Raw genomic sequence first — 26613 nt, forward strand, 5'->3', positions numbered from 1 at the left:
AAGATTTGTTCGCATTGCCGCGTTCGAAGAAGCTGGACGCAAGCGGCGCGAGAAGTGCCATCGGCCCGGGAAGCCCTTTCCCGGTAATCGAAGCCTCGAAGTGGAGATGCGTCCTGTGGCCCGTCGGCGCCAGCCGAAAGGGGTAGGTGAATGGTGTCGGCCCGCTCAAGCTGGACAAAGTCAGTAGTGCATCGACTTCGAACTCGGTGATCTCCACGATGTTTGCGAGGAGCTGCCCGGCACTGCTTTGCCGGCGAGCATCCGCTGCTCAGCCTGAACGTGCCAGCGCTGAATTCCGGAACAAGGGTGCGATTTTGCCGTTGAGCCAGAAACTGGAAGCGACCCGCATGTCCGAATTGCCGAATGAAGAGATCGAAGGGCGGCTGAACGCCCAGCGCGAGACTCTGGCGCTGGTCGTTGCGCTGCTTGCCAGCAAGGATACGGCACCCGAGCGAATATGGGCCGAACTGGAGGCCCGTTTTCAGTTTCAGAACAGTCAGGAGGACCCTGGCGTCCTGCCAAGCCGCGCATTCGCCATCGAAGCTGCGAAGATGCGGGAGTTCAAGCTGATCGCCGAAGAGGCGCAGGCGCGCAATGCGGAATGGAACGGCAGGGACAAGCCCCAGGGCGCCAGCTGAAACCCCGGCGAGTGGATGCAGGACCGGCCATTTTACGATGACTGAGCAAGCGTCAGCTTTGCTGCAAAAGTGTACCTGCCAACTCCTGCCATTCCTCGTCAAGCGTTAAGGTCGACGGCGCCGCGTTGCTGCGGCGATACCAATATTCCGCATTCGACTGGTCGCCTTCCTTGCGGTGGAGATAGGCATGCACGTGCATGCCCGCCGTATCGTCGCGCTGCTGCGCGCACTCGTGCGCCTTGACCCAATCGCCCTTTGCATCCCACCACAGCGCCTGCAGGGCAGGGCTCAAGCCGGCTGGCGGCTGTGGTTTCGCAATCGAGTCTCTGAAGACTTGCAGATCCATTTTCCACCTTGGCGACGGTGCAGCCGCCGATAATAACCGCGCCGGCAGCCGACCGCTAGCGCGCATCGGGCGGTATGACCGGAATGGATGTCGGCAGCGCTGAGCGCGGACGGCCGATAACCGCGCGGCCGGAGGCTTGGTTCGATGAGGTGCATGAAATAGTGCGCACCATGATGCCTGAGACAACGAGGATGAGTAGCGAGCCGATGACAGCCTCCGACCAGCCGCGCCAATTCTACCACGGCACCCGGGCCGACCTTAAACCGGGAGACCTGATCGAAGCCGGCCACAGCGCCAACTACGGCGCGCGAAAGCAGGCAGCCTGGGTCTATCTAACCGGCACTCTGGATGATGGACCATCTCGAACGGCTGAGGGCACAAGGCATCGAGGCAATCGATTGATCGCTGAGTCCTGCGATTGCCAAGCTTGACCTGGCTGACGGTCGGCAGTCTCATTTCTGCGTCGCAGCCGCCGCAAAATACGGCTCCACGTCCGCAATGGGGCCGCGAGTTGTCGTTGCTTGCTGGCTGGAGAGCGGATGCTCCTTTTCATCTGGCCGCGAACGTGATGATCTCTGGGCTCGAAGGGCCAAGTGGGCTGCCGTCAAAGTCGCCGAATTGCTGTTCGATCCGTAGCCCCGCGTTCCCCAGCAGGCTCGATAAGGCGTCCGTCTCGAGGAATCGCAAGGTGCTGCGACTAACTTGCGGAAGGCTCGGATGCTTTCCGCCGAACCTGTGGGTGAATGTCACCGTCTGTCCATCGAACGGCACGATCACCTCTGTTGTGATCTGCACCAGCGACCCGTCAGGCAGCTCAACGACGACCGCATTTTCGGGTGTCCAGTGCTCCCACGCCCGCACCGAAGGGTTCCGCGTTTCGAACGCGAAGCATCCGCCTGGGACAAGGGCGTGTCGGACAGCCGCCATGAAATCCCTCAGGTCTTCGTCGCTGACAAGGGCCTGGAATGCGTGCCCCGTCATCACAATGAGATCAAATTCGGCTGTCCAGCCGGCCGATTGGAGATCGCCGAGAACCCATTCGATATCCGCGCGCGTTCGTGCGCGATTCAACACGACGGGTGCTGGGTCGATGCCGCAGAGCCGCCCTGAATGTCCGGCCAGGCGTGCCTCGTGAAGGAGGGTGCCCGTTCCACATCCGACATCAAGCACCGCGTCTGCTGTTAGAATGCGGGGCAGGTAGAAATCATAGTCGTCGCGCGCAGATCTCGGGTGCCAGGCATCGTAGACGGCAGCGAGATACGGGTCGGCGAAAAGGTGGTCGACCATAGGCGGTATTCCCAATCAACTTTGACTGTGCGAGCGGTGTCGCCGCGAGCATATAGCCCATAAGTCGCGTCGATCGTTACCGCACGACCTCGCGGTGGCCGCCGGGCAGGCGGGTGGCGATGAGCTTGTCGATGCGGCGGCCGTCGAGGTCGACGACCTCGAAGCGCCAGCCTTGCGCGTCGACGCATTCGCCGGTCGCCGGCAGATGGTGCAAATGCGACAGCACATAGCCGGCGACGGTTTCATAATCGCGGCTCTCAGGCAGGTCGATGCCGAGGACCTCTGCCATCTCGTCGGCCTGCATGTAGCCGGCGAGCAGCCATGAGCCGTCCTCGCGCTTGACGGCGTTTTCCTCTTCGCCGGCGTCGAGATCCGAACGGAAGACGCCGGTGATCGCTTCCAGAATGTCGGCCGGGGTGACGATGCCTTCGAAATGGCCGTACTCGTCATGCACCAGCGCCATCGGCACGTCGGATTCCTTCAGCGTCGCAAGCACGTCCAGCGCGTCGGCCTGGTCGTGCACGATCGGCGCGGCCCGCACGTGCCGGCGCGGGTCGAGAGCGCGGCCGCCGAGCATTGCGGCCAGCACGTCGCGGGTCTGGACGACGCCGATCATGGCGTCGACGCCGCCGTCGCCGGCCGGCAGGCGCGAATGCTGGGTGTCCATCAGCAGCTTCCTGATGGCCGCCTCGTCGGATTGCAGATTGATCCAGTCGACTTCGGTGCGCGGCGTCATCACCGCGCGCACGGCACGGTCGCCGAGCCGCATGACGCCGGCGATCATCCGCCGTTCGTCGGATTCGATGGTGCCGTGGTGCTCGGCTTCGGCGACCAGCATCTTGATCTCCTCGTCGGTGACCTTATCCTCGCTCTGACCGCGCTGGCCAAGCAGCCACAGGAGGGCGCGGCCGGAAAAATCGAGCAGGAAGACCAGCGGCGCCGAGACGCCGGCGAGGATGGTCATTGCCGGGGCAACCCTGACGGCGACCCGTTCGGGGTCGCGCAATGCGATCTGCTTGGGCACCAGTTCGCCGATGATCAGCGAGCCATAGGTGATGAGGGCGACGACGATGCCGACGCCGAGCGGATCGGCGAGGCTTTCGCGGATGCCGGCCGACGCCAGGGAGGTGGCCAGCCGCTCGCCGAGCGTGGCGCCGGAAAAGGCACCGGACAAGACGCCGACCAAAGTGATGCCGATCTGCACCGAGGACAGGAATTTTCCCGGATTGGCGCCGAGCGCCAGGGCCCGGCCGGCGCCCTTGACGTTGCGGTCGATCATCGTCTTGAGGCGCGCCGGCCGCGACGAGACGATGGCGAGCTCGGACATCGACAGAAGGCCGTTAATGCAGATGAGGACGACCACGATGGCAATTTCAGCATAAAGCATGCCGGGTCCATAGCATTGCCGCGCTGTTTTCGAAAATAGGACGGTCGCGCTTTTTAAATTTAGCGAGCCGGGCAATCAGGCGGCACTCCTGCCGCATCCCAGGACGGCGCGGCAAAATGCTCGATCAGGGCGTCGACGACGACGCGCACCTTTGGCGCGAGATTGCGTGTTACCGGCCAGATGGCATGCACCACGGTGTTTTCGACAAGACAGTCCGACAGAACCATTTCGAGCTCGCCGCGCCTGATGCTGTCGGCCGTCAGCCATGTCGGCAGATAGACGATGCCGCAGCCGGCCAGTACCGCATCGAGCATCGGTTCGCCGTGACCGAGCACCAGCCGTGCCTTGGGCGCGAATTTTTCGAGACGGCCGTCGGCATGCCTGACGGTCCAGGGATGGACAGTGCCGTCGCGGCCGTAGCCGATGAGGCTGTGCCTGGCCAGGTCCTCGATCGATTGCGGCCTGCCATGGGCGTCGAGATAGGCGGGGGCGGCGCAGACGCCCGAACGCTGGGCATAGATGCGGCGCGCGGCGAGCGACAAGCTGTCGTCGAGGTCGCCCATACGCACCGTCAGGTCGATGCCTTCCTCGATCAAGTCGACGCGCCGGTCGTTGAAGGAGATTTCCATCGTCAGATCCGGATATCTTTTGGAAATCTCGAACAGCACTGGGGCGACGCACCGGCGGCCGAAGGCCAGAGGCAGGTCGACACGAAGCCGGCCGGAAGGCACCTGCTTGCGGGAAGCGAGCAGCGACTGGGCGGCATCGATCTCGGCCAATGCCCTGACGCAGGCTTCGTAATAGCTCAGGCCCTCGCTGGTCGGGCTGAGGCTGCGGGTGGTGCGGTTGAGCAGGCGAACGCCTAATCGCTGTTCCAGCTGCGCGATCGACTTGCCGACCGCCGATTTGGTGACATGCAGCCGCGCGCCGGCGCCGGTGAAGCTTCCGGCCTCCACCGCGTGAACGAATGCGACGATGCCTTGCAAATTGGCCGATTCCAATGAAGCGCTCCTATTGTAGAGTTTTGCTCCTTAATCTGTTGCAGAACATGCCACATGGAAGCACTTTTCTCCATAGTGAAACGGCGTAAATGTCTCGCGCAATCATCAACCACGGAGCGCGAACCAAATGAGCACCGAAAACAGATCCTGGCAGATGAACGGTTTCGGCCTGTCCAGGTTGAAGCCGGCTGATGGAAAGCTGCCCCAAGCCGGGCCGCATGATCTTCTGGTACGCGTCACAGCGGTATCGCTGAATTACAAGGACAGGATGATCGTCGATGGCGTGCTGATACCGGACCTCAGCTTTCCGTTCGTGCCGACATCGGACGCGGTAGGCGAAGTAGTCGCCACCGGCAGCGAAGTCAGCCGCTTCGGCATCGGGCAGCGCGTGCTCGGCCAGGTGATCGCCGACTGGCCGGACGGCGACGCCCCGCCGGTGCTGCACAAGCATACGCTTGGTTCGTCACTGCCCGGCATGCTGTTTGAGCATGTGCTTTTTCATGAGGATGCCGCCGTGGCGGCGCCGCCGTCGCTCAGCGACGTCGAGGCATCGACGCTGCCGATCGCGGCGCTGACGGCGTGGTTCGCGCTGGTCGAGGCGGCCAAGCCGATCCCGGGGGAAACCGTTCTCATCCAGGGCACCGGCGGCGTGTCGCTGTTTGCGCTGCAATTTGCCGCCGCCTTCGGCCTGCGCGCCATCGTCACCTCGAGCAGCCACGAGAAGCTCGAGCGGGCGAAGGCGCTCGGCGCCTGGAAGGCGATCAATTATCGCAGCCAGCCGGCATGGGACGAGGCTGCGCGTGAGCTGACAAACGGCGCCGGCGTCAGCCACGTGCTGGAAATGGTCGGCGGCGACAATGCGCGACGCTCGCTCAACGCGCTGGGCGCCGACGGCCGGCTGTCGGTGATCGGCCTTCTCGGCAGCATGGAACTCAATTTTCCGGTCCTGCCGTTCATACGCAACCGGATCGTCGTACAAGGCATATCGATCGGCCACCGCCGCGCCTTCGAGCGAATGAACCAGGCGATCGAGACGCTCGCGATCAAGCCGGTGATCGACAAGGTGTTTGGCTTCGACGAGGTGCCGGAGGCATTTGAGCGTCTGGAGACAGGACCGTTCGGCAAGATCGTGATCACCGTGCCCTGAGCCCGTCGGGACGAAATGGCTGTCAGACGGGAAGGCCGATTGCGCGCCTACGGCAGTTGCAGCAGGACCCCGATGATGGCCCTGCCGTCGGTGAAATAGGGATCGCCTTCGCCGTTGCGCCCGGTCTTTGTGGCGCCGACGCCTGGTATCTCGCTGGTCGAGATCAGCATGCCGGCGGCGGAGAGGTCGCGCATCAGCCCGTCGCGCTCGGCGTCGACGTCGGGGCCGATATGATGGGTGATCGCGCCGGTGTCATGGCTGAGGCCGACGCCCCGGTCGAAGCTTGCCGAGCCGAGCCAGAGCGGCCGGCCGTCGTCTCCGGTCGCATCGGTCTGCCAGAAGCGGACGTGATGGCGCCGGTCGGCACTGTCGCCGACCGGCTTTTCGAAGGCGAGGTCCTGGGCGCGGCCTTCGAACACAAGCCGGCTGACCGGCGCGTCGGGATAGGGGCGGTTGAACAGCACGCTTTCGCCGATCTCGATGGCGGTCTTCAGCGTGATGGCGTCTGCCGTATCCCAGCCGGCGACGGCAAAAGCATGGACAACCTCCTTCTTGGTGCCGACAAGGCCGACATTGATCGGATCGCCCGGAATGCCTTGCGGCGTGTGCGTCACCATCTCGAATTGCTGATTGCGAAAATTGCGGTCCCGCAACGTCCAGAACTCAGGCGCGGCGAAATAGGCGAGCGAAAGATAAGCGGCACAGCATGCCACCAACCAGGTCGTTGCACGTCGTCGAAGGCTTCGTTGGCTCAAGAGGCACCACCCAAGCGTCTGCGCATCATCTTAACCGGCGCAGCAAGTCTTGGGCAGGGGCTGCAATCAGCGGCAGGCGCGATAGCCGTTCTTGCGGTTCTTGATGTCGAAATGGAAATGGTTGCGGTGGTCGTAGTTGTAGCCGGGGCCGAGCACGGTGGTGAAATACTGGCAGCCGTCGGCGCGCACATTGTTGAGGAAGCCGCGGGTGCGGAAGGCGAACAGGCCGGGCTTGCGGACGTCGATATCGTCGCCATTGTTGAGTTCGATGCTCATCACGTCGAGCGCATTGCCCTTGCCGTGTTCGGACAAAACACCTTCGCCGGCGATCCTGCGGCAGGAATAGCTCGAGCCCTGGTGGATGGTCTTGACGCCCGAGAAATAGCGCCAGCGGGCCGACGGGACGAGTTCGTTCCTGGTCCAGCCGGCAAAGGTGGCGGCCATGTCGCAGGTCAGCGTCGCGGCCGGCTTCATCTCGACGCTGCCGATGGCCGAGACCTTGACCGGATAGTCGATGCCGCACTGGCCTTCATGGATCGGCGCAACGTCGGTGTAGACAACGCCGAGGCGTTTCAGTTCCTTGCGGCAATCGATCTCGGTGGCCGGCATCTGTTCGGCCGGCGACATCGGGTTGTCCATGCGCGGATAGGCGGCGGTCATATAGGGGTTGGACGGGACGAGGCGCTGCATGCCGGAATATTCCGGGCCGGAACTTTGTGGGTCGGAATTGGGCGCGCCGGAATTGGGCGGGACGGCAGCGGTCTGGCTGCCGACATCGACGGCCGGCTGCAGCGACAGCACGCTGCCGGTATTGCAGGCGGAGACCCCCGCAATGGCAAGCATGGCGGCAAGCCTGCCGGCCATACGCGCGCGCCTTGTTTGCCGCGCGGCGGCAAGCGCAGCGCGAAATATTCCGGCCATCGGCAGGGTTCCTGTCCCCAGATGGCACAGAGTTTAATCGCCAAGGGTAAAGGAAAAATCAGCGGCGCCGTTCACGCCTGCGGCCAAATTGCGGCGCCCGATCTCGGCGGGCTCGATGTCACTGGCAAAACGTGCCGCCATTGCGGCGCGGTTCGAGGTCGAAGTGGAGATGCAGCGAATGATCGGCATCGCTGCCGGGGCCAAGCACGGTCTTGAACGGTCCGCAGGCTGCCTTGCGCACTGCGTTCAGGAATTTCGCGTCCTTTTCCGGCGGCGCGGGGCCGACATCGATCTCCTTCCCGTCCGAAAGCTTGAAGCTGGCGATATCGAGCGCGTTGCCGAAGGCGTGCTCCGACAATTTGCCGCCGCCATTGCGCGACCGGCAGACAAAGGCGGAGGCCTGGCCGATCGATTTAATATCCGCGCCGAACTCGGCCTTTGCGGCAGGCTGGATGACCGAAGCAGCAAAGCGTGCGGCCGCTTCCGCCATCTGGCAATTCAGCTCGGGCTCCGGGCCGATGGCGATGGATTTGCCGAGCGTCCTCAGCACGATCGGGTAGGGGATCGAGCAACCGACCGCCGTATCATGCTCGGGCTTGCGCTCCTCGAAATCGACGCCCATCGATTTCAGCCGCCTGCGGCAGGCCAATTCCTCGGCCGGCATTTCTTTCCCGGCAATGGCGGCCGATCGAGGATCAGGAAGGATTTTTTGCTCCGCCTTCTCGTCTGCCTCGGCGGGGTTTGGTGGCGCGACCGATGGGTTTGCCGGCGGCTCGGCCTGCGCCGGCTTTTCAGGCGGCTGCGGTGCGATCGCCGGTGGCTCCGGCTGCTCGGTCTTGGACTGGCCATTTTGGGGCTGATCGTTTTGAGGCTGACCGTTTTTGGGCCGCTCAGCCTCCGGAGCGGGGCGTGGTTCGGGGACCGGGATCTCGGTTGGCGATGGCGAAGTGGCTTCCCGGTTGGGCTGGGGAACCGGTGCGGTTTGCGGTAGTTCGGGCGCCTTGGCTAATGCAGGTCCCGCCAGCAGCGACGCCGCCGCAACGGCGAGCATCAGTCTGCACAATCCGGAAAAACCAAACGCCGCCATCAGCTCGCAACGGCCAGAATGCAGGGAAGTTGCCTTGGACGAAGGTTCGAGGCGATCACAATCGGTAACCGCGCCGTCACGCGCCGATCGCCTCCAGGCCTTCCTCGAGCCAGTCCGCCAGCAGCGGCATGCCGAGCAGATATTTTGCCGTGCGCTTGTTGGCGCGCTCGCGGGCGGCGGACAGCGCGTCCGTCCATTCCGTCGCGTCATAGTCGCCGCGGCCGACCCAGGCCAACGCAATCAGTTCGGCCGCTTCGTCGACATTGAGATCGTCGATCAGCTCGCGCAATTCTTCTTCGGTGAGATCTTCGGAGCTTTCCTCGGCAAGGCCGTCATGATGGTGGTTGTCGTGCGCGTTGCCGTCGAGCTCTACCTCGTGCTCGGCGCCGTCGGCATAGTCTTCGTTGACGGCGGCGCTGAGCGCCTTCGCCTTCAGGATGAACAGGCGCACGGTGTCGGGACCGATCGAAAGCTCCCAGTCTCGTTCAACGCGTTGCTGCACCGGCCGTCTCCCTGCTTCGTGCTCGGTCGGCCCGATGATAGCGGATTTGCAGCGCTCGTCACGTTATCTTGCGCGGCGGCGTTGATCGTGAGCATGATTTCCGATGCCCTCTCTTCCCGGGATAAGATGGCCTTGCTGGGAGAGATCGCGGTTTTGAGATAGGATGGCATTTTCCGGGGACGAAACGGCTTCGGCCCGGCGTTAGTGTTGCATTGTCAGGTTCAAAGGAGAGTGTAATGCGCAGACGATTGCTGATTTACGCCATGGCCATTGCCGCCCTGCCGCTGATTGCGGCTCCGGCGTTTTCGGCTGGTGAAGGCGGGGGAGGTGGTGGTGGCGGCGGCGGCAATGGCGGCGGCGGCCAGAGCCAGTGCAAGAAGGGGCAGGCCTGGGACAAGAAGCAGAAGAAATGTGTCTCGCCGAAGCAAGGCATGCTGGATGACGACAGCATCTATGATGCCGGTCGCGCGCTGGCGATGGATGGACGCTATGACGAGGCGATCGCCGTGCTCAGCCTCGCCGCCAACAAGCAGGACCCGCGTATCCTCAACTATCTCGGCTATTCGCACCGCCATTCCGGCCGCGTCACCGTCGGCCTCGGCTATTACGAGGAAGCGCTGCGCATCGACCCGAACTACACGCTGGTGCGCGAATATCTCGGCGAGGCGCACCTGCAGATCGGCGATCTTGCTGGCGCCCAGGAACAGCTCCGCGAGATCGAGAAGCGCACGGGCAAGGGGTCTCGCGAATACGGCATGCTGTCGGAGCAGATCGATCACTTCATGAGGAGCTGATCCGACTTCCGGACGCTGCTCATACCGGCTGCGGCGATCGCAGCCGGTTTTTTGCTGTGCTCACATGCTGCTCGGAACTGGAATTTGGCATCACGGTACACGATACGATCTTGGAAACCCCGCTCGACGTGGGGTCAGCCGTGCAATCGGTGGATGATTTTTCAAAAACCGACTTTTTGGACGTGAAAAACCCGCGAAGATTGCTATATCTTGCAAGATTGTGGTGAGACGGTTCCGTTAGCGAGGCTGCCGGACCGTTTTCTTTTTGTACCATCGACAAGGTCGCTCCCGATTGCGGGGGCGGCGGCAGGAAAGGTCAGGCATTATGAACAAGGTCCCGATGACAGGCGAGGGGTTCGCGTCATTGAAGGAAGAACTGCGCTGGCGCCAGCAACAGGAGCGGCCGCGTATCATCGAGGCGATTTCCGAAGCGCGCTCGCATGGCGACCTCTCCGAAAATGCCGAATATCACGCGGCAAAAGAGGCACAGAGCCTCAATGAGGGCCGGGTCAACGAGCTCGAGGACCTGATCGCGCGGGCCGAGGTGATCGATGTCACCAAGCTCAGCGGCGACAAGGTCAAATTCGGCGCCACCGTGGTGCTGGTCGACGAGGATACCGAGGAGAAAAAGACCTACCAGATCGTCGGCGACCAGGAAGCGGACGTGAAATCCGGCCGCATCTCGATCTCCTCGCCGATCGCGCGCGCGCTGATCGGCAAGGAAGTCGGCGACGCCATCGAGGTCAACGCACCGGGCGGCGCCAGGGGCTACGAGATCGTCCAGGTGCAATTTATCTAGGGGATTGGCGCTGCTCTGCCTTCTCCCCCTGTGGGAGAAGGTGGCCTCGCGAAGCGAGGTCGGATGAGGGGTGTTCCAGCTTGGCTCCCTCCGCACTCCGTCCAACACCCCTCATCCGTCTCGGCGCTTCGCGCCGATCCACCTTCTCCCACAAGGGGAGAAGGGAAGGGGCAGCGCTGACCTTTCCGATTGAATGGATTGAGCAAATCAGCGGTCACCGGCCTGACCAAGCGTCTGGCGCTCCACAAGCCTCTCGGCTTCCGCCATCACCTCCGGCGGGGTGACGCTGTGACCGGGCCTGGCCAGCAGCGTCGATGAGAATGGTCCGCGCGGGCCGGTCAGGCCGGGCTCGGTAGCGAGGAATATCGCCACCGTCGGCAGGCCGAAAGCGCTGGCGAGATGGGTCAGGCCGGTGTCGGCGCCGATGACCAGCGTCGAGCCGCCGATGACAGCGGCGATCTCGGCAAGCGGCGACCTGGCGACCACCACGGTTTGCGAAACGGCGCCGGCGATCGCTTCGGCAGCCGCCTGTTCCCGATCGTTCGACCAGGTGGTGACCGGCGTCATCCCCTTGTCCACCAGCAGACGGGCGGTTTCGATCCAGTCCGCGACCGGCCATTTCTTGTCCTCGCGGCTGGTGCCATGCAGCAGGAAGGCGGTCTTTTCACCGACAAGAATGGATCTTCCGGCCGGCGGCGCGATGCCGGAGTCAAGCCGGGAAAGATCCGGCTCGTAGCCGAGCGCCAGCCCGAACAGGCGTCTCGTGCGCTCGATGGCATGCAGGCCGCGCGGCACGGGATACCGGTGGTCGTAGAACAAGGTCGCCGACGGCTCCCGAGCGCTCGACCGATCGAAACCGGCGATCGGCGCTGCCGCCAGCCGCGCCACCAGCGCCGATTTCAGCAAGCCTTGCCCATCGAGAACGAGGTCGTAGCGGCAATCGCGCAAGGCGCGGCGCAAGCCGATCACTTCCCGCCATGTGCCGGGCTCGAGCAGCTTCCTGCGCCAGCGCCGGATCGCCACGCTGTGGATGGTCTGGATGGCTGGATGCAGCGCCACAATGCCGGCAAATGCCTCTTCGACACACCAGTCGAAGGAGATATCCGGCCGAGCGCGGCGCGCGTCCTCGATCGCCGGGAAGGTGTGGATGACGTCGCCCATGGACGATGTCTTGACGATCAGCACTTTCATGCGGCGGCCGGCATTTCCAGCAGCCGCTCCGCCGCCGCCACGACGCGTTCGACCTCCAGCGTTTTCAGGCAGTTGAGATGACCGAGCGGGCAGATTTTTTTGTGGCAGGGCGAACAGGACAGGCCGAGCCAGACCAGTTCGCGGCGCTCGGCGAGCGGCGGCGTGTTCTGCGGCGAGGTTGAGCCGTAGATGGCGACGACCGGCGTGCCGACCGCGGCGGCGACATGCATCAGCCCGCTGTCGTTGGAGACGGCGAGCCTCGCCGCGGCGATCAGGTCGATGGCATCCTCGAGCCGCGTCTGGCCGGCAAGATCGACCGTGCCCGGCGCCAGCGCGGCGATTTCCGCCGTCACCCCAGCGTCGTTCTTCGATCCGAACAGTGCCACGCCAAACCCTTTCGCCATCATCTCACGGGCAAGGCCGGCATAGTGTTCGCTCGGCCAGCGCTTGGCCGGGCCGAATTCTGCGCCGGGCATGAGTGCCACGAATTTCCCCGCCGTCAGCCCGAAACGGCTGAGCAGTGCCGCCTGGCTGGCTTGATCGACGGCGAGCTTCGGCGTCTGGAAGGCGCCGCCACGGGCAAGGCTGAAATAGGCCTGCGCGGTGCGCCGCTTCAGGCGATCGGGCAAGGGCACGATGTCGGTCAGCAGCCCGTAGCGCATTTCCCTGAGATGGCCGACACGGCGCGGAATGCCGGCAAAGAACGGGATCAGCGCCGACTTCCAGCTTCCCGGCAGGACAAAGGCCATGTCGTAGCGGCCGCGCAGCAGGCGGCCGAAGCGCCTTCGGATGCGGAATTCGAATGCGCCGGATTGCAGCGGCAGGTCGATCTGCTGACGGATTTCGGGCATGCGCTTGACCAGCGGTGCTGCCCATGCCGGCGCCAGCACATCGATGGCGGCATCCGGATGAAGCTCCCTCAGCGCCTGGAATAGGCACTGCGCCATCACCATGTCGCCCACCCAGCGTGGGCCGATCACGAGGATCGTTGGGCTTTCAGCCATTCGACATAGTCTCTGACGCCGGTTTCCACTGTGCGGAACTGGCCATTGTAACCGGCTGCGCGCAAGCGGGACATATCAGCTTGCGTAAAGCTCTGGTAGCTGCCCTTGAGGTGGTCGGGAAACTCGATGAACTCGATCTGGCCTTGGCCCAGCGTATCGATCACCGTTTCGGCAATGGCGCGGAACGGCTGGGCCTTGCCGGTGCCGCAGTTGAAGATGCCGCTCGAGCCGCGTTTCCACAGCCACAGATTGACGTCGGCGACATCGCCGACATGGATGAAGTCGCGGCTCTGCTCGCCGGGCCCGAAACCACCATAGGCGCCGAACAGCTTGGGATTCTGCCCTTGCTCGACCTGGTTGAACAGATGGAAGGCGACAGAGGCCATGGCGCCCTTATGCGCCTCGCGCGGTCCATAGACGTTGAAATAACGCAGGCCCGCGACCGGCGAGTGATCGGTATCGAAAACGGTGCGGCGGACATAGTCGTCGAACAGTTTTTTCGAATAGGCATAGACGTTCAGCGGCCGTTCGCATTGCGGCTCCTCGCGGAACTCGGCGCCGCTGCCATAGACCGAAGCGGAGGAGGCATAGAGGAACGGCACGCGCAGGGCCAGGCAGGCGTGCAGCAGGCGCTTCGAATAGGCGTAGTTGACCTCCATCATGAACTTGCCGTTCCATTCGGTGGTGGTCGAGCAGGCGCCCTGGTGGAAGACGGCCTCGATGCGGCCGAGGTCACCGGCCTCCATCCGCGCCAGAAAATCGTCCTTGTCGAGATAGTCGGCGATCTCGAGATCGGCGAGGTTTGCGATCTTGTGGCCGTCGGTGAGGTCGTCGACGACGAGGATGTCGCTGAAACCCTCGGCGTTGAGCGCGGCGACGATGTTGGAACCGATCATGCCGGCGCCGCCCGTGACGATGATCATGAAAGCCTCTGGTACCTTGTGCCGGTTGTAGCCCTTGTGGGATTCTGGCCTTATAGGGGAGGCGGGCCGGGCTGTCGACAAAGCAGGTGGCTGGGCGGCCGGATGAGCGCCATAGTGGCGCCGCAAACGTCACGTTTCAGTCGGCCTGCCGGCCGACCGGCGACAGGAGCAAGGTAATGCCGTCAACCGAACTGCTTGTCGCCTTTTTCGCCACCACGGCGATCTTCGCCTATATCCCCGGCCCGGCCATGCTCTATGCCGCCGCGCAAACCATGGCGCGCGGCCACTGGTCCGGCCTGATGGCGGCGCTCGGCATCCATCTTGGCGGCTACGTTCATGTCTTCGCCGCCGCTGTCGGCCTGTCGGTGCTTTTCCATGCCGTGCCGGTGCTTTACATGGCGGTCAAGCTGGTCGGTGCGCTGTATCTGATCTGGCTCGGTGTTTCGCTGTTTCGCGCCAAGGCGCAAGGCGACGTTGTCTTGCCGGGAATTCAGCCGAAATCCGCCCGCCGCGCCTTTTTCGAGAGCATTGCCGTCGAGGTGCTCAACCCCAAGACGGCGATTTTCTTCATGGCGTTCCTGCCGCAATTCATCGATGCCTCGGCAGCGTTTCCGGTCTGGCTGCAGTTCGTTGTGCTTGGAACAATCGTCAATTTGATGTTCTCGTCGGCCGACATTGTTTGCGTGATACTGGCCGGCGCGGTGATCGCCAGGCTGCGGCAGTCGAGCCGGGCGCAGCGCCTGATGCGGCGCGCTGGCGGTGCGGTGCTTGTCGCTCTGGGCGTGCATGTCGCGTTGCAGAAAAGCTGACGCACTGTCTCGCCGCCGCGACCGGTCGAAGGCCCGGCGTTGCGTCGGCTGAAATTGCGGTATATCGGCATCGCCATGAACGGCCGGCCCTGCCAATCGAATTTCCCATCACTGAAAATCGGCTCTCCCACGCGTTGACATGATCAAGCTGCCCTCTCCCGAACCTCTTCACCGCGCCATTTCGCGCTTCGGCGGCGCCACCGTGCTGGTGGTCGGCGATTTCATCCTCGACCGTTTCGTCAACGGCGTGATCGAGCGCATTTCGCCGGAGGCGCCGATCCCCGTGCTGCACGGGCGCGGCGAAACGCTGGCGATGGGTGGCGCCGGCAATGTCGTCGCCAATATCGTTTCGCTCGGCGCTGCCGTCATGCCGGTCTCCGTGATCGGCGCTGACGAGGCCGGCAAAAACCTCATGCGCATGCTCGGCGACTTTGGCGTCGACACCGGCGGGCTGGCGCAGGATGCCGATCGCATGACGTCGTCGAAAAGCCGCTTCAGCGCGCTCAACCAGCAGGTGCTGCGTTTCGACGAAGAGGAAATCAAGCCGCTGGGCGATGCCGAGCGCGCGACATTGATCGGGCATTTTCGCCAAGCGCTGGCGGGCGCCGACATCGTCATCCTGTCCGACTATGGCAAGGGCGTGCTGCTCGACGGCGTCGCCGGCGAGCTGATCTCGATCTGCCGGCAAGCGGGCAAGCCGGTGCTGGTCGACCCGAAGGGCCGCGACTATGCGCGTTATGCCGGCGCGACGGCAATCACGCCCAACCGCAAGGAACTCGGCGAGGCGGTCGGCCGCGCAGTGTTTGCCGACGACGAAATCGAGGCGGCGGCACGCCAGCTGATTTCGGCGCACGGTTTCGATTTCGTCGTCGCGACGCGCAGCGAAAAGGGCATGAGCGTCATCGGTGCGGACGATGCCCGCCATATCGCCACGCAGGCGCGCGAAGTGTTCGACGTTTCGGGCGCCGGCGACACGGTAATCGCGACCTTCGCGCTGGCTCTTGCAGCAGGGGCTGATCGTGTCATGGCCGGATCGATCGCCAACGCCGCCGGCGGTGTTGTCGTCGGCAAGCGCGGCACGGCGCGGCTGACGATCGAGGAACTCACCGGTGCGCTGTTTCGCTCGCATGGTCCGGTCGCCCACTTGGATGCGATCCTCGATGCCGCCGCCGCCGTGCGGCTGGTGGCGGGCTGGAAAGACGAGGGCTTGAGCGTCGGCTTCACCAATGGCTGTTTCGATATCCTGCATGCCGGCCATGTCAGCCTGTTGCATGCGGCGCGCAGCCAGTGCGACCGGCTGGTGCTCGGCCTCAACAGCGATGCCTCGGTGCGCCGGCTGAAAGGGCCGGGGCGCCCGGTCAACGACCAGCATGACCGGGCCTGCGTGCTGGCAGCACTTGCCTCGGTCGACGCCGTCGTCATCTTCGAGGAGGATACGCCGCTTTCGCTGATCGAGGCGCTGAGCCCCGACATACTGGTCAAGGGCGCCGACTATACGGTCGATCAGGTGGTTGGCGCCGATGTCGTGCAGAAGGCCGGCGGCCGCGTCGTGCTGGTCGACCTCGTCGCCGGCAAGAGCACGACCGGCACCATCGGCAGATTGCGCGCCGGGAACTGAGGGTTTCATGTCCGAACTGAACGATTACCTGGCGCGCTCGGCGGCCGCGATTTCGGCGATGGTCGAGCGCGACCTGACCAGCGAGATGGAGCGGGCGGTCAGCGCCGTCGTCGCCGCGCTTTCGCAGGGCAAGGCGCTGCTGATAGCAGGCAATGGCGGTTCGGCCAGCGACGCCATCCATATCGCCGGCGAGCTGGTCGGCCGCTTCCTCAGGGAGCGCAAGGCCTACAACGTCATCGCGCTGCCGGCCAACGCGGCGGTGCTGACCGCCTGGGGCAATGATTACGGCTTCGACACGGTGTTTGCGCGCCAGGTCGAGGCGCATGGTTCGGCGGGCGCCGTGCTGCTCGCCATCTCGACCAGCGGCAATTCGCCAAGCATCCTCGCCGCCGCCCAACAGGCGCGCATGATGGGCATGACGGTTGTCAGCCTGACCGGCGACACCGGCGGCAAGCTGAAGCCGCTCTCGGACATCCTGCTCAACGTACCCTCGACCTCGACGCCGATCATCCAGCAGGGGCATTTGTGCCTCTACCACCATTTGTGCGAAATGGTCGAAACGCGCCTCTGCGACGCAGGGTGATCCTCGAACTCTCAGGACCTGGGTTCCTCGCCCTCCGCGAAGCGGGGGAGAGGTGGCCGCGAAGCGGCTGGAGAGGGGGCTTCGTAGAGCGCGGTTCCCCTCTCCGTCTCGGCTTCGCCGAGCCACCTCCCCACTTTCGTGGGGCGAGGAACCTAAGCTGGAATGAAGCCAATCTTCAACGCTGAAGGCAATTTTGTTCTTGCTTTGTGCCGGCAGCTATGCTACTAATTTCGGTATGGTGATGATTCCACCGACGATCCCGCCCGCCGAGGCGGGTTTTTTGTTTCCGGTTTTTTGTTTCGCAGCCGCTTTGCCTGCTCTCTTAAGCCGAAAACGCCACCAGCCCTTCGTCTTTGACCCGGCGGATGGTCAGCGCGGTTCGCACCGTATCGACATTGGGGGCCGAGGCCAGTTCCTCGATGACGAAGGTCTGGAAGGTGCCGAGATCGCTCGCCACGCAATGCAGCAGGAAATCGGACTCGCCCGACACCATCCAGGCGTCGCGCACGATCGGCCAGCCGCGGGTGCGCTCGGCGAAGGTCTTGAGTTCGGCGTCGGCCTGGTGATGCAGGCCGATCAGACAGAAGGCGACGACGTCGAGGCCGAGCGCCGGAGCGTTGAGCAAAGCGCGGTAACCGCGGATGATGCCGGCCTCTTCCAGCCGCCTGACGCGGCGCAGGCACGGCGGCGCCGAAATGCCGACGCGGCCCGACAGTTCGACATTGGTCATGCGTCCGTCCTGCTGAAGCTCGCGCAGGATCTTCCAGTCGATGGCATCGAGATCGGCCTTGATCGGCATGGTGGCTTCCGTGGTGACGCGAAAGAATCTTTCGCGACTTTGTAATTAAACGACTTTGCTGTCCATTCCATCCGCTGGATCGAGGATTTTCGCACATCTTGCTGCGGGTTGCTTGTCGCCGTCGCCGGCGCCGAAGCTTTCCGGGGACGAACGGCAACTTGCCTTGCTGGCATCGCAGGCAACACTTACATTACGCGCAACAATCGACGAGAGTTCATGCCACAATCCATGGCTGCTCCCCGCAGAGGTTTTTCATGATCACCAAGCACGCGCCTGTTCTCATCATCGGCTCCGGCCCCGCTGGCTATACGGCGGCGATCTATGCCGCCCGCGCCATGCTCAAGCCGATGCTGGTCGCCGGCCTGCAGCAGGGCGGGCAACTGATGATCACCACCGATGTCGAAAACTATCCGGGCTTCGCCGAACCGATCCAGGGTCCATGGCTGATGAGCGAGATGCTCAGGCAGGCCGAGCATGTCGGCACCGACATCGTCAACGACATCATCACCGAGGTCGACCTCAACGTGCGGCCGTTCCGCGCCAAGGGCGATTCCGGCACGATCTATACCGCCGACGCGCTGATCATCGCCACCGGAGCCCAGGCGAAATGGCTGGGCATCCCGAGCGAACACACCTTCATGGGTTTTGGCGTCTCGGCCTGCGCCACCTGCGACGGCTTCTTCTACCGCGGCAAGGACGTCGCGGTGATCGGCGGCGGCAATTCGGCGGTGGAGGAAGCGCTCTATCTCTCCAACCTGGCCAAGAGCGTCACCGTCATCCACAGGCGCAGCGATTTCCGCGCCGAGCGCATCCTGCGCGAGCGGCTGCTGCGGAAAGACAATGTCCGCATCATCTGGGACACGGTGGTCGACGAGATCACCGGCAGGCCCGGCAAGGCGCCGCTGCCGCCGTCGGTCGAAGGGCTGAAGCTGCGCAACGTGGTGACCGGGCAGGAGATGCATCTGGTGGTCGACGGCGTGTTCGTGGCGATCGGCCACGCGCCGGCGGTCGAGCTGTTTGCCGGCAAGCTGAAGCAGAAGCCGAACGGCTATCTGTGGACGGCGCCGGATTCGACCCGCACCGATATGCCGGGTGTGTTCGCCGCCGGCGACGTGACCGACGACATCTACCGCCAGGCGGTGACGGCGGCCGGTCTCGGCTGCATGGCCGCGCTCGAGGCGGAAAAATATCTGGCAGGGATCGAGGTTCACCGCGAAGCGGCGGAGTGATTGTTCGATAAGCGGCTGAGAAAAGCCGCGCAAAAGCCTGATTTTTCATTCAGACGCCGAAAACAGGCGGACGCCAGAAAACAGGACGAGGGGAAATCATGGCGTTGGATTGGGACAAGCTACGCGTGTTTCACGCCGCGGCGGAAGCGGGGTCGTTCACCCATGCCGCGGAAACACTGCATTTGTCGCAATCGGCGATCTCGCGGCAGGTCAGCGCGCTCGAGCATGATGTCGGCGTGCCGCTGTTCAACCGCCACGCCCGCGGCCTGGTGCTGACCGAGCAGGGCGAGATGCTGTTCCGCACGGCGCATGACGTGCTGATGAAGCTCGAAACCATCAAGTCGCGACTGACCGAAACCAAGGACCGGCCCTCCGGCGTGCTCAGGGTGACGACCACGGTCGGCCTCGGCGCTGGCTGGCTGACAGAGCGCGTGCAGGAATTCATCGAGCTCTATCCCGAGGTCAGCCTGCAGCTCATCCTGGCCAATGAGGAGCTCGATCTCACGATGCGCCAGGCCGACTGCGCCATCCGGCTGCGCCAGCCGCAGCAGCCGGACCTCATCCAGCGCCGCCTGTTCACCGTGCATTTCCATCTCTACGCGGCGCCATCCTATGTAAACAAATATGGCAAGCCGAATTCGATCGCCGAGCTGAAAACCCATCGCATCGTCACCTTCGGCGTGCCGGTGCCGGCGCATCTGTCGGAACTGAACTGGCTGGAGACGGTCGGCGATTTCGAAGGCGGGCAAAGGGTGCCGACGCTGCAGATCAACGACATATTGTCGATCAAGCGGGCGGTGCAGGGCGGCGCCGGCATCGCCATGCTGCCGGATTACGTGGTCAGCAAGGATTCCGGACTGGTGCAGTTGCTGCCCGAGACCGAAGTGCCGTCCTTCGATACCTATTTCGCCTATCCCGATGCGATGAAGAACCAGGCGAAGCTGCATGTCTTCCGCGATTTCATCATCGCCAAGGCGCGCAGCTGGTCGTTCTGATTTAATGCGTGTCGCGCAAAAGCGTGCAGCGGTTTTGCGATAAGGACATGCATCAAACAAGAACCTAAAGCGCGTCGCATCAGGTCGGTCGAACGCAACGCGCTTTAGGAACGCGTATCCGCCAGCGTGCTGGCGCCGTAGCGCAAACCGTCGACCAGCAGGGCAACCATGCGCCGCGCCTGGGCAGGGCCGCCGCCATGTGCCGGCATGGCAAGGCTGGCGGCCGCCCCCAACAGGTCGCCCGGCTCGATATCGGCGCGCACCTCGCCGGCCGCGGCCGCCGCCTCCAGCAATGTTTGAAGCGCGGGCCGGAGCCGTTGGTTGAAATAGGCAGGCAAAGTGTCGAATGCCGGATTGCCTGAGTACAAGGCTGCCGCGAGGCCGCGTTTTGCCGTGATGAAATCCACATAGCGCTGCATCCACAGGGCCAGCGCTTCACCGGGCTCATGCTTTCCGGCCAGGATCGGCGCGGCGTCCGCACAGGCGTCAACCTCGTTGCGGAAGACGGCCACGATCAGGTCCGAGCGCTGTGGAAAATGGCGGTAGACGGTGCCGACGCCGACGCCAGCCTTTTCCGCGATCTCTCGCACCGGAGCCTCCACGCCGGAGGTCGCGAACACCGCCATGGCCGCCCGGAGCAACGCGTCGATGTTGCGCCGTGCGTCGGCGCGCACGTGGCGATCCGCGCGGTCGCGGGGTTCCAGACCATCGCCTTGATCCGTTTTGCCGTTCGGCGTTTTTTCGCCCATCAAATTACCTCTTGCAAACGGAACCTTGTTCCGGATATATGTGGAACGTGGTTCCGTTTGACTTGTATCTAGCACGGCAAAGCGGTGTTGGCCACACATCGGTGCACAAAAGGAGATTACCATGCAGGACAAACCCGTCGCCCTGGTCACCGGGGCCAACAAGGGCATCGGTCTTCAGATCGCCAAGGACCTCGCGGCGAACGGCCTTACCGTGCTCGTAGGATCGCGCAGGCTCGAGCATGCCGAGGCAGCCGCAAATAGCATCGGAGAGGATGCCCACGCCCTGCAGCTCGACGTCACCGATCAGGCGTCGATCGCCGCCGCGGCAGAGCGCATCCGCATCGAACTCGGCCGCCTCGACGTGCTGGTGAACAATGCCGGCATCTCCCATGCGGGAAAGCCGGGCAGGCCGCTCGAGGAGATCATCAATTCGGGCCGCCCGAGCATTGCCTCCCTCGACGACGTACGCGCCGTATTCGAGACGAACGTGTTTGGCATCGTCGCCGTCACGCAAGCGATGCTGCGGCTCCTTCGTGAGGCGCCGGCGGCGCGTATCGTCAACGTATCGAGCGGCGCCGGCTCGCTGACATTGAACGCGGATCCGGCCTTTCCGTACCGCACGTCGTTTGGCGCCGTCTACAACCCGTCGAAGACGGCCGTCAACGCGATGACGCTCGCCTTCGCCATCGAGCTCGAGGAGACCGGCATCAAGGTCAACGCTGCGTGCCCGGGCTACACCGCGACGGAGCTCAACAACTTCGAAGGTCCGCGCACAGTCGAACAGGCCGCGCGGGAGCCCGTGCGCCTCGCGCTTCTCGACGCGAACGGTCCGACGGGCACGTTCTCGAACGAGGACGGCCCGCTGCCGTGGTGACGCAGCGTTGGAGCCTGCGTCAGCCGCGCCAAGGTGTCAGGCGGGGCAGCCAGCCTGGTACGGCACGGCGGTAGGCCTCGTATTCGTCACCGTAGCGGCGGGCAAGCGTCGGTTCCTCGTATAGTCTCACGAAGGAGATCATGGCGGCCGCGGCGATGACTAGATAGGCGGCGACCGTCCAGCTCGAAAACAGCAGTGCCTGGCCGAGGACGATCGACAGCACGGCGACGTACATCGGATTGCGGACATGGCGGTAGATGCCGCCGACGACCAGCCTCTCGGTCGGCGCGACCGGGGCGGGCGTACCCCGACCCTCCAGGGCAAACCGGGCAAAGGCGTGCAGCAGTATGGCTGTGCCGGCGACAACCAGCAGCCAGCCCACAGGAACGAAACCGGGCAGTCTCGACCAGGGCAGGCGATAGCGATCGGTCAGCAGCCAAGGCAACAGTCCGGCGACCACGCCGGGCGCTACAGCAAGAAAGATGACGCTGCCGGCGATCGCCGAAGTGGCTCGCATATAGCTCTCCTTACGGGCGCGGCCTTGAACGGTCTCCTGCAACGCGCTTCAGGTCTTGTCCGGCACGTAACCCAAGCCGCCGCACCTCAGGTCAAGCTCGATGGCGGGCTTTTGGGCGGCATGCACCAGCAAGGTCTGCCTGCCGAAAAAACAAACGCGTGCTGCACGATTCCACGTCATCCTGCGTTTTTCGACTTTCCGAGCAGGAATCGCTGCTGATTCGCAGCCGCGGATCGATTTTTGCCTTGCCGCAGGCTGTATTTCAGCGATTCAACTGGTCCTATTGCGCTTCGGGACGGATTAGACCACAGCCGGCGCCTTTTTGCATGTGAGTGTTGCAAAATAGATGCTTGTTTCTTGGGCATGAAGAGCACATATATAGATCATCTCCTGAGCGCGTTCTCCTCCCATTAGCGCTCTCGAGTGTTCCCCTCTGGAGGTTAGCCTTAACAGGCACTTCCAATCAAACTCAGCCGGGTCTTCATTGATCCGGCTTTTTTGTTGCCCGAAACCAACACATCGCCAGAAAATCGGCCGGAACGGTCGCGTAACAGTGACATGTAACCTCGGGTAACATGCCGCGGGCGCGCCAAATCGATTAAGCAGAGCATAGGACGCGGTGTGGCTCGTCCGGGGGATGGGGGCATCACTCGGACGACCCGGGCTCAGGCAGCTACCGCGTCCGAACCTTCCTCCGCCAAAACACCGGCGGCAAGCATGCGGCGGACCTGCCGTTTCGCCTCCCACGAAGACGGTCCGCAAGAAACGGCGCCCGGGTCATCCGGGCGCCGTTTCCTGTTGGGCCGCAAGGGCAGCTCAGGCGGCCTTGCCGTTGGCGTTCAGCGCTTCGTCGGCCAACCGGCCGGTGAGTTCGGCCATGTGGTCGAAGACGGCCCGGTAGCTGGCGACACCCGCAGTGGCCGAGCGCAGCTCGATGATGAGGTCGCCGATCTCAGCCTGCGGCATGGTCGCCTCGACCACGTCCCATCCCGGCCAGTCGGGCCGCGCGTCGTAGCCGAGGATCTGGCCGCGCCGCTGCGGGATCAGAGCGATGATCTTCGACGTCGCATCCGACGGCGTGACGATCTCGACCTTCATCACCGGCTCCAGCAGCACCGGCGAGCACGCGGCCATGCCTTCCTTCATCGCCAGCTTCGCCGCCATCTGGAAGGCCATGTCGGAGGAATCGACCGCATGGTAGGAGCCGTCGGAAAGGTTGACGGCAACATCGACGACCGGGAAGCCGAGCGGGCCCGATTTCAGGTAATCGCGCACGCCGGTCTCGACCGACTGGATGTAGGTCTTCGGCACGACGCCGCCGGTGATCGTATCGGTGAACTGGAAGCCTGAACCGCGCGGCAGCGGTTTGATCTCCAGCACCACATCGCCGAACTGGCCGTGGCCGCCCGACTGTTTCTTGTGGCGGCCGCGCTGCTGCGTCGCTTTGCGGATCGTCTCGCGATAGGGCACGGCCGGCACATGGCCTTCGACCGGGATCTGGTTCTTGCCTTCCAGCCGCTCGCGCACGACGCGCAGATGCATCTCGCCATGACCGGACAGCACGGTTTCGGCGGAATCCTGGTTGTGATGCAGGTTGAGCGAGGGATCTTCCTCGGCCAGGCGCTGGATGGCCGCCGACATCTTGACCTCGTCCTTGCGCTCTTTCGGCCGCAGCGCGAAGGCGAAGACCGGTTGCGGCGGCGCCAGCGTGACCAGCGGCTTGATGCCGCCCTTGGTCGAGCTCAGCGTCTGGCCGGTCCTGACGGCGTCCAGCTTGCCGAGCGCCACAGTGTCGCCGGCCTTGGCCGAAGTCAGCTTGACCTGGTCCTTGCCGAGCATCTTGTAGATGCCGGAGACCTTTGCCGTCTCGCCGCTGGGAAGGAACAGCTCGGCGGCGTCGGCGACCTGGCCGGACAGGATGCGCGACACCGACAGCTTGCCGCCATGCGCGGTGTGGATGGTCTTCATCACTTGGACCACGGTGGCATTGCCATCGGGCGCGCCGAGACGCTGGCGCGTCGCCGCGATGTCGGGTGCGTCGTGACGGATCGCCTTCAACAGGCGCAGCACGCCGTTGCCCTTCTCGGCGGTGCCGATCAGCACCGGCGTCACCGTGCCGTCGCGCAGATCTGCGGCGAGGTCGTCGAAGATCGCGTCCTTCGGCGGTTCGATCTCGTCAAGCAATTGCTCCATCAGCCGGTCGTCATGGTCGGCGAGTGTCTCCAGCATGGAAAAGCGCGCCTCGAGCTCGCGCGCCTTGTCGTCGCTCGGGATCTGGGCGACCTCGCTCTCGGCATATTCGCGGTAGATGTAGGCACGCTCCAGAGCGAGGTCGATCGAGCCGATGACGACGCCGTCCTTGCGCAGCGGGATCTGGCGCAGCAGCAATGGCACCGAGCTTGCCGGCTGCAGCATCTTCAGCGTGTCGCGCACACCTGCTATCGCCTTGTCGACCTTGTTCAGGAACAGCATGCGCGGCACGCCGAGCTCGTCGAGCTTGCGCATGATCAGCTGCAGGGCAGGGATCTTCTTCTCGTCGGCCTCGGCAACGACCACGGCGACGTCGCAGGCGGCCAGCACCGGCTCGGCTTCGAAGGAGAATTCGATCGAGCCGGGACAATCGACGAAGGTGAACGGCTCGCCCATGAAATCGGTGGTGGCGAAGGTCGCCTCGACGCTCATGCCGTGAGCGCGCGCCTCGGGCGAATGATCGGAAACGGTATTTCCGGACGAAACGGGATTCTGGCGGGGAATGGCGCCTGTACGGGCGAGTATGGCTTCGAGAAGTGTCGTCTTACCGCTTGCGAAGGGACCGACTATGGCAATGCATTTCGGTCCCGTGCGTCGTCCTCCGGCGCGAGTACCCATGGCTGACCTCCACTCAGGCGTTTCCCTGTGAGCGGCGGCCGGCCTGTCGGCCGTCGCGGGCGAGGCTTTTTTCAATTTGCCACCTACCCAAAGGGCATCGTCCCACGGGCAGGCCGGGAGGGCAAGGGATTTGAAGTTGAAGGGATTTGAAGTTGGGGCCGGTTCAGCCGGTGCCGGTCAGGCGCGACGCCAGCGGGGGTGCGTCCACGCGCTGCACCGCCACCGTCTCGGCAAAGCGCGCGAGCAACGGATTGAACAGGTCCGCACGCTCCCAGAAAGGCGCATGCCCGGCGCCGGAGACGATGTGGCAATGCTCCCACAGCGAGCCGTAGGCGAGCGTCTCAAAATAGCCGAGCCGGACGAACGGATCGTTCTCGCCATTGACGATAGCGACCGGAAACGCGGCTTGCTCGACCACCTGTCTCTGGTCGGCACCCTTGCCGGTGAGCATGCCGCGCGTCACCGCGGCGCGCAGCCGGCCGTCGGTGCGCAGGATGGCTTGGCGAAAGGACGGATCGGCGGTGTCGCCGAAACACAGCGTCTCGAAGCGCTCGGCATCGCGTTCGGAATACGTCTTTTTGGACGCCAGCAGCATGTCCCAATGCGCGTGGAAGCCGCGCAGCATGCCGAAAGGACCCTTCGATACCGGCGGCGCGCCGGTCAGCATCAGCCCGCCGACGGCGCGGTGAAAACTCGCGAGTTCGATTGCCACGTGCCCGCCAAGCGACCAGCCGAAGACGACGGCGCGGCCGATGCCCAAGGCATCGAGGAGCTGGGCCGCCGATTGGGCAAGGCCGGCGATTGTGTAGTCCGTCGCCGGATCGCGGGCGTCCGACGATTCGCCATGGCCGGGCAGGTCGAAAGCAATCAACCGATGGGCAGCGGCCAACGGGCTGTCGAACTGGCGGGCGAATACGGCGCGCGAACTGCCTGAGCCGTGGATCAGGACAAGCGGGATGCCGGGTCCCGACGACTGGCTGAGGCGCAAATCCGCTTGCGGCGTGCGGATCGTGCGGTGGGAAACGGCCATATCTGGTTTGGACCTTGGGATTGTCTCCAGGTCAACATCGCATGCCGAGGTCACCATGTTGTTTAGAACGGTGGTTAAGAAATGATTTCTGGGTTTCTGCCGGGTATGATGAACGAATCCACCACAGCTAACCCCCGGAGCCTGATGATGGAATCCACACTCGACCTTCTCGTCTCGATCAGCAGCATCGCGACGCTCGGCCAATATGCCTGGTCGATGCGCGCGCATTTCCAGTCGCCGAGCATGTCTCAAGGCGCGATGATCATTTCGGCCGTCGTGGTCGGCACGGCGCTGTTCTTTCTTGCGCTGCTGTGGATCGAGCGGCAGCCATTGGCGGCGAAGATCGGCGGGCTCGCCATCGAACTGGCAAGCTCGGCGCTGTTCTGGTGGGCGATCTCGGTCTCCCGCAAGGCGGGGCTGCGGTTCGCATTCGATCCTGACAATCCTGACAGCCTGGTGACCGAAGGCCCTTATCTCCATGTCCGGCATCCGTTCTACACGTCCTACATCATCTTCTGGGTCGGATGGGGTATCGCGACCTGGTCGGTCTGGGCGGTGGTGCCGGTCGCCGGCATCGTTACGATCTACGTGATCGCGGCCTTGGACGAAGAGCGAAAATTTTCGCGGACAAGGTTGGCCGATGCCTACGACGCTTACCGCACGCGGACCGGTCTGTTCTGGCCGCGTTTTGCCCGCAGCCGGCAGGAGATGCAGCCGGCATCGGACGAAAGTGGTAGGGTCTAAGACACTGGATTGAATC

Annotated in this window: 29 protein-coding genes; 12 read left to right on the forward strand and 17 right to left on the reverse strand. The window is 63.9% G+C overall.

Going from position 1 to position 26613, the window contains the following annotated elements; genetic code table 11:
• Positions 1–146: 146 nt before the first annotated feature.
• On the forward strand, positions 147–638 hold the full coding sequence (locus NKH04_RS11515) for a hypothetical protein (protein WP_352819947.1): 492 nt from the start codon (positions 147–149) through the stop codon (positions 636–638).
• A gap of 52 nt (positions 639–690) precedes the next feature.
• Here NKH04_RS11515 and NKH04_RS11520 read toward each other — a convergent pair whose 3' ends face one another.
• The gene (locus tag NKH04_RS11520; protein WP_352775083.1) at positions 691–984 is read right to left on the reverse strand and encodes a hypothetical protein; all 294 of its coding nucleotides are present in this window, start codon (positions 982–984) and stop codon (positions 691–693) included.
• A 206-nt stretch (positions 985–1190) separates the two neighbouring features.
• Here NKH04_RS11520 and NKH04_RS11525 point away from each other — a divergent pair, with 206 nt between their 5' ends.
• The gene (locus tag NKH04_RS11525; protein ID WP_352469830.1) at positions 1191–1415 is read left to right on the forward strand and encodes an NAD(+)--rifampin ADP-ribosyltransferase; all 225 of its coding nucleotides are present in this window, start codon (positions 1191–1193) and stop codon (positions 1413–1415) included.
• 118 nt (positions 1416–1533) lie between these two features.
• Here the strand turns inward: NKH04_RS11525 and NKH04_RS11530 are convergent, their stop codons facing one another.
• The 3 genes from NKH04_RS11530 to NKH04_RS11540 all read right to left on the reverse strand — a co-directional run bounded on the left by NKH04_RS11530 (position 1534) and on the right by NKH04_RS11540 (position 4659).
• The gene (locus tag NKH04_RS11530) at positions 1534–2271 is read right to left on the reverse strand and encodes a class I SAM-dependent DNA methyltransferase (protein WP_352770984.1); all 738 of its coding nucleotides are present in this window, start codon (positions 2269–2271) and stop codon (positions 1534–1536) included.
• 76 nt (positions 2272–2347) lie between these two features.
• Positions 2348–3658 carry a hemolysin family protein gene (locus tag NKH04_RS11535; protein WP_352541053.1) on the reverse strand — a complete coding sequence of 437 codons (1311 nt, stop codon included), beginning with the start codon at positions 3656–3658 and terminating at the stop codon, positions 2348–2350.
• Positions 3659–3717: 59 nt separating this feature from the next.
• The gene (locus tag NKH04_RS11540; protein ID WP_352819949.1) at positions 3718–4659 is read right to left on the reverse strand and encodes a LysR family transcriptional regulator; all 942 of its coding nucleotides are present in this window, start codon (positions 4657–4659) and stop codon (positions 3718–3720) included.
• Between the two features lie 127 nt (positions 4660–4786).
• On the opposite strand from NKH04_RS11540, the gene NKH04_RS11545 reads away from it, so the two are divergent.
• Positions 4787–5806: a zinc-dependent alcohol dehydrogenase family protein gene (locus NKH04_RS11545; protein WP_352921170.1), complete on the forward strand. Its 1020-nt coding sequence runs from the start codon at positions 4787–4789 to the stop codon at positions 5804–5806.
• A 47-nt stretch (positions 5807–5853) separates the two neighbouring features.
• Here NKH04_RS11545 and NKH04_RS11550 read toward each other — a convergent pair whose 3' ends face one another.
• The 4 genes from NKH04_RS11550 to NKH04_RS11565 all read right to left on the reverse strand — a co-directional run bounded on the left by NKH04_RS11550 (position 5854) and on the right by NKH04_RS11565 (position 9071).
• Positions 5854–6561: an LssY C-terminal domain-containing protein gene (locus NKH04_RS11550; protein WP_352921172.1), complete on the reverse strand. Its 708-nt coding sequence runs from the start codon at positions 6559–6561 to the stop codon at positions 5854–5856.
• A 66-nt stretch (positions 6562–6627) separates the two neighbouring features.
• The gene (locus NKH04_RS11555; protein ID WP_352929698.1) at positions 6628–7482 is read right to left on the reverse strand and encodes an extensin-like domain-containing protein; all 855 of its coding nucleotides are present in this window, start codon (positions 7480–7482) and stop codon (positions 6628–6630) included.
• A 118-nt stretch (positions 7483–7600) separates the two neighbouring features.
• Positions 7601–8569 (reverse strand): extensin-like domain-containing protein, encoded by a 969-nt coding sequence (locus NKH04_RS11560; protein WP_353044350.1) that lies wholly within the window; start codon positions 8567–8569, stop codon positions 7601–7603.
• Positions 8570–8645: 76 nt separating this feature from the next.
• Complete coding sequence (locus NKH04_RS11565) at positions 8646–9071, reverse strand: DUF3775 domain-containing protein (protein ID WP_023678354.1); 426 nt, start codon at positions 9069–9071, stop codon at positions 8646–8648.
• A gap of 236 nt (positions 9072–9307) precedes the next feature.
• Here NKH04_RS11565 and NKH04_RS11570 point away from each other — a divergent pair, with 236 nt between their 5' ends.
• Positions 9308–9865, forward strand: coding sequence for a tetratricopeptide repeat protein (locus NKH04_RS11570; RefSeq protein WP_352541060.1), 558 nt, complete (start codon positions 9308–9310; stop codon positions 9863–9865).
• A 325-nt stretch (positions 9866–10190) separates the two neighbouring features.
• A complete protein-coding gene (gene greA, locus NKH04_RS11575) occupies positions 10191–10664 on the forward strand; it encodes a transcription elongation factor GreA (protein ID WP_023719113.1) in 474 nt (157 codons plus the stop codon).
• A 207-nt stretch (positions 10665–10871) separates the two neighbouring features.
• Here the strand turns inward: greA and waaC are convergent, their stop codons facing one another.
• Genes waaC through rfaD form a run of 3 tightly spaced genes read right to left on the reverse strand, consistent with a single transcriptional unit; the run spans position 10872 to position 13782 of the window.
• Positions 10872–11855: a lipopolysaccharide heptosyltransferase I gene (gene waaC / locus NKH04_RS11580; protein WP_352819953.1), complete on the reverse strand. Its 984-nt coding sequence runs from the start codon at positions 11853–11855 to the stop codon at positions 10872–10874.
• Positions 11852–12859 (reverse strand): lipopolysaccharide heptosyltransferase II, encoded by a 1008-nt coding sequence (gene waaF, locus NKH04_RS11585; protein ID WP_352921178.1) that lies wholly within the window; start codon positions 12857–12859, stop codon positions 11852–11854. The genes waaC and waaF overlap by 4 nt, the downstream gene beginning before the upstream one ends.
• Positions 12832–13782 carry an ADP-glyceromanno-heptose 6-epimerase gene (rfaD, locus tag NKH04_RS11590; RefSeq protein WP_352450437.1) on the reverse strand — a complete coding sequence of 317 codons (951 nt, stop codon included), beginning with the start codon at positions 13780–13782 and terminating at the stop codon, positions 12832–12834. Before rfaD ends, waaF begins: the two co-directional genes overlap by 28 nt.
• A 176-nt stretch (positions 13783–13958) precedes the next feature.
• On the opposite strand from rfaD, the gene NKH04_RS11595 reads away from it, so the two are divergent.
• The 3 genes from NKH04_RS11595 (at position 13959) to NKH04_RS11605 (ending at position 16792) form a co-directional block, all read left to right on the forward strand.
• Positions 13959–14591, forward strand: coding sequence for a LysE family translocator (locus NKH04_RS11595; protein WP_353044351.1), 633 nt, complete (start codon positions 13959–13961; stop codon positions 14589–14591).
• A gap of 139 nt (positions 14592–14730) precedes the next feature.
• Complete coding sequence (rfaE1, locus tag NKH04_RS11600) at positions 14731–16209, forward strand: D-glycero-beta-D-manno-heptose-7-phosphate kinase (protein WP_352921182.1); 1479 nt, start codon at positions 14731–14733, stop codon at positions 16207–16209.
• A 7-nt stretch (positions 16210–16216) separates the two neighbouring features.
• Positions 16217–16792: a D-sedoheptulose-7-phosphate isomerase gene (locus tag NKH04_RS11605; protein ID WP_352586848.1), complete on the forward strand. Its 576-nt coding sequence runs from the start codon at positions 16217–16219 to the stop codon at positions 16790–16792.
• Between the two features lie 322 nt (positions 16793–17114).
• Here NKH04_RS11605 and NKH04_RS11610 read toward each other — a convergent pair whose 3' ends face one another.
• Positions 17115–17591, reverse strand: coding sequence for an Lrp/AsnC family transcriptional regulator (locus NKH04_RS11610; protein ID WP_352469300.1), 477 nt, complete (start codon positions 17589–17591; stop codon positions 17115–17117).
• Positions 17592–17845: 254 nt separating this feature from the next.
• Between NKH04_RS11610 and trxB the strand changes: the two genes are divergently transcribed.
• Positions 17846–18820 carry a thioredoxin-disulfide reductase gene (trxB, locus tag NKH04_RS11615; protein WP_352469805.1) on the forward strand — a complete coding sequence of 325 codons (975 nt, stop codon included), beginning with the start codon at positions 17846–17848 and terminating at the stop codon, positions 18818–18820.
• A 98-nt stretch (positions 18821–18918) separates the two neighbouring features.
• Positions 18919–19815, forward strand: coding sequence for a LysR family transcriptional regulator (locus NKH04_RS11620; RefSeq protein ID WP_023678345.1), 897 nt, complete (start codon positions 18919–18921; stop codon positions 19813–19815).
• Between the two features lie 104 nt (positions 19816–19919).
• Here the strand turns inward: NKH04_RS11620 and NKH04_RS11625 are convergent, their stop codons facing one another.
• Positions 19920–20564 (reverse strand): TetR/AcrR family transcriptional regulator, encoded by a 645-nt coding sequence (locus NKH04_RS11625; protein WP_352458407.1) that lies wholly within the window; start codon positions 20562–20564, stop codon positions 19920–19922.
• Between the two features lie 121 nt (positions 20565–20685).
• Here NKH04_RS11625 and NKH04_RS11630 point away from each other — a divergent pair, with 121 nt between their 5' ends.
• On the forward strand, positions 20686–21438 hold the full coding sequence (locus tag NKH04_RS11630) for an SDR family oxidoreductase (protein ID WP_352469808.1): 753 nt from the start codon (positions 20686–20688) through the stop codon (positions 21436–21438).
• 19 nt (positions 21439–21457) lie between these two features.
• Here NKH04_RS11630 and NKH04_RS11635 read toward each other — a convergent pair whose 3' ends face one another.
• From NKH04_RS11635 to NKH04_RS11650, 4 genes are all read right to left on the reverse strand, one after another.
• Positions 21458–21955 carry a methyltransferase family protein gene (locus NKH04_RS11635; RefSeq protein ID WP_352541068.1) on the reverse strand — a complete coding sequence of 166 codons (498 nt, stop codon included), beginning with the start codon at positions 21953–21955 and terminating at the stop codon, positions 21458–21460.
• Positions 21956–22003: 48 nt separating this feature from the next.
• Positions 22004–22135, reverse strand: a complete 132-nt coding sequence (locus NKH04_RS11640) for a hypothetical protein (RefSeq protein WP_353044352.1) — start codon at positions 22133–22135, stop codon at positions 22004–22006.
• 636 nt (positions 22136–22771) lie between these two features.
• Complete coding sequence (locus NKH04_RS11645; RefSeq protein WP_352683561.1) at positions 22772–24823, reverse strand: elongation factor G; 2052 nt, start codon at positions 24821–24823, stop codon at positions 22772–22774.
• 163 nt (positions 24824–24986) lie between these two features.
• Positions 24987–25853, reverse strand: coding sequence for an alpha/beta fold hydrolase (locus NKH04_RS11650; protein ID WP_352475048.1), 867 nt, complete (start codon positions 25851–25853; stop codon positions 24987–24989).
• A gap of 144 nt (positions 25854–25997) precedes the next feature.
• Here NKH04_RS11650 and NKH04_RS11655 point away from each other — a divergent pair, with 144 nt between their 5' ends.
• Positions 25998–26597, forward strand: coding sequence for a methyltransferase family protein (locus NKH04_RS11655; RefSeq protein WP_352923679.1), 600 nt, complete (start codon positions 25998–26000; stop codon positions 26595–26597).
• Positions 26598–26613 lie beyond the last annotated feature (16 nt).

Source organism: Mesorhizobium sp. M1365, from assembly GCF_040317865.1.
Taxonomy (GTDB): Bacteria; Pseudomonadota; Alphaproteobacteria; order Rhizobiales; family Rhizobiaceae; genus Mesorhizobium.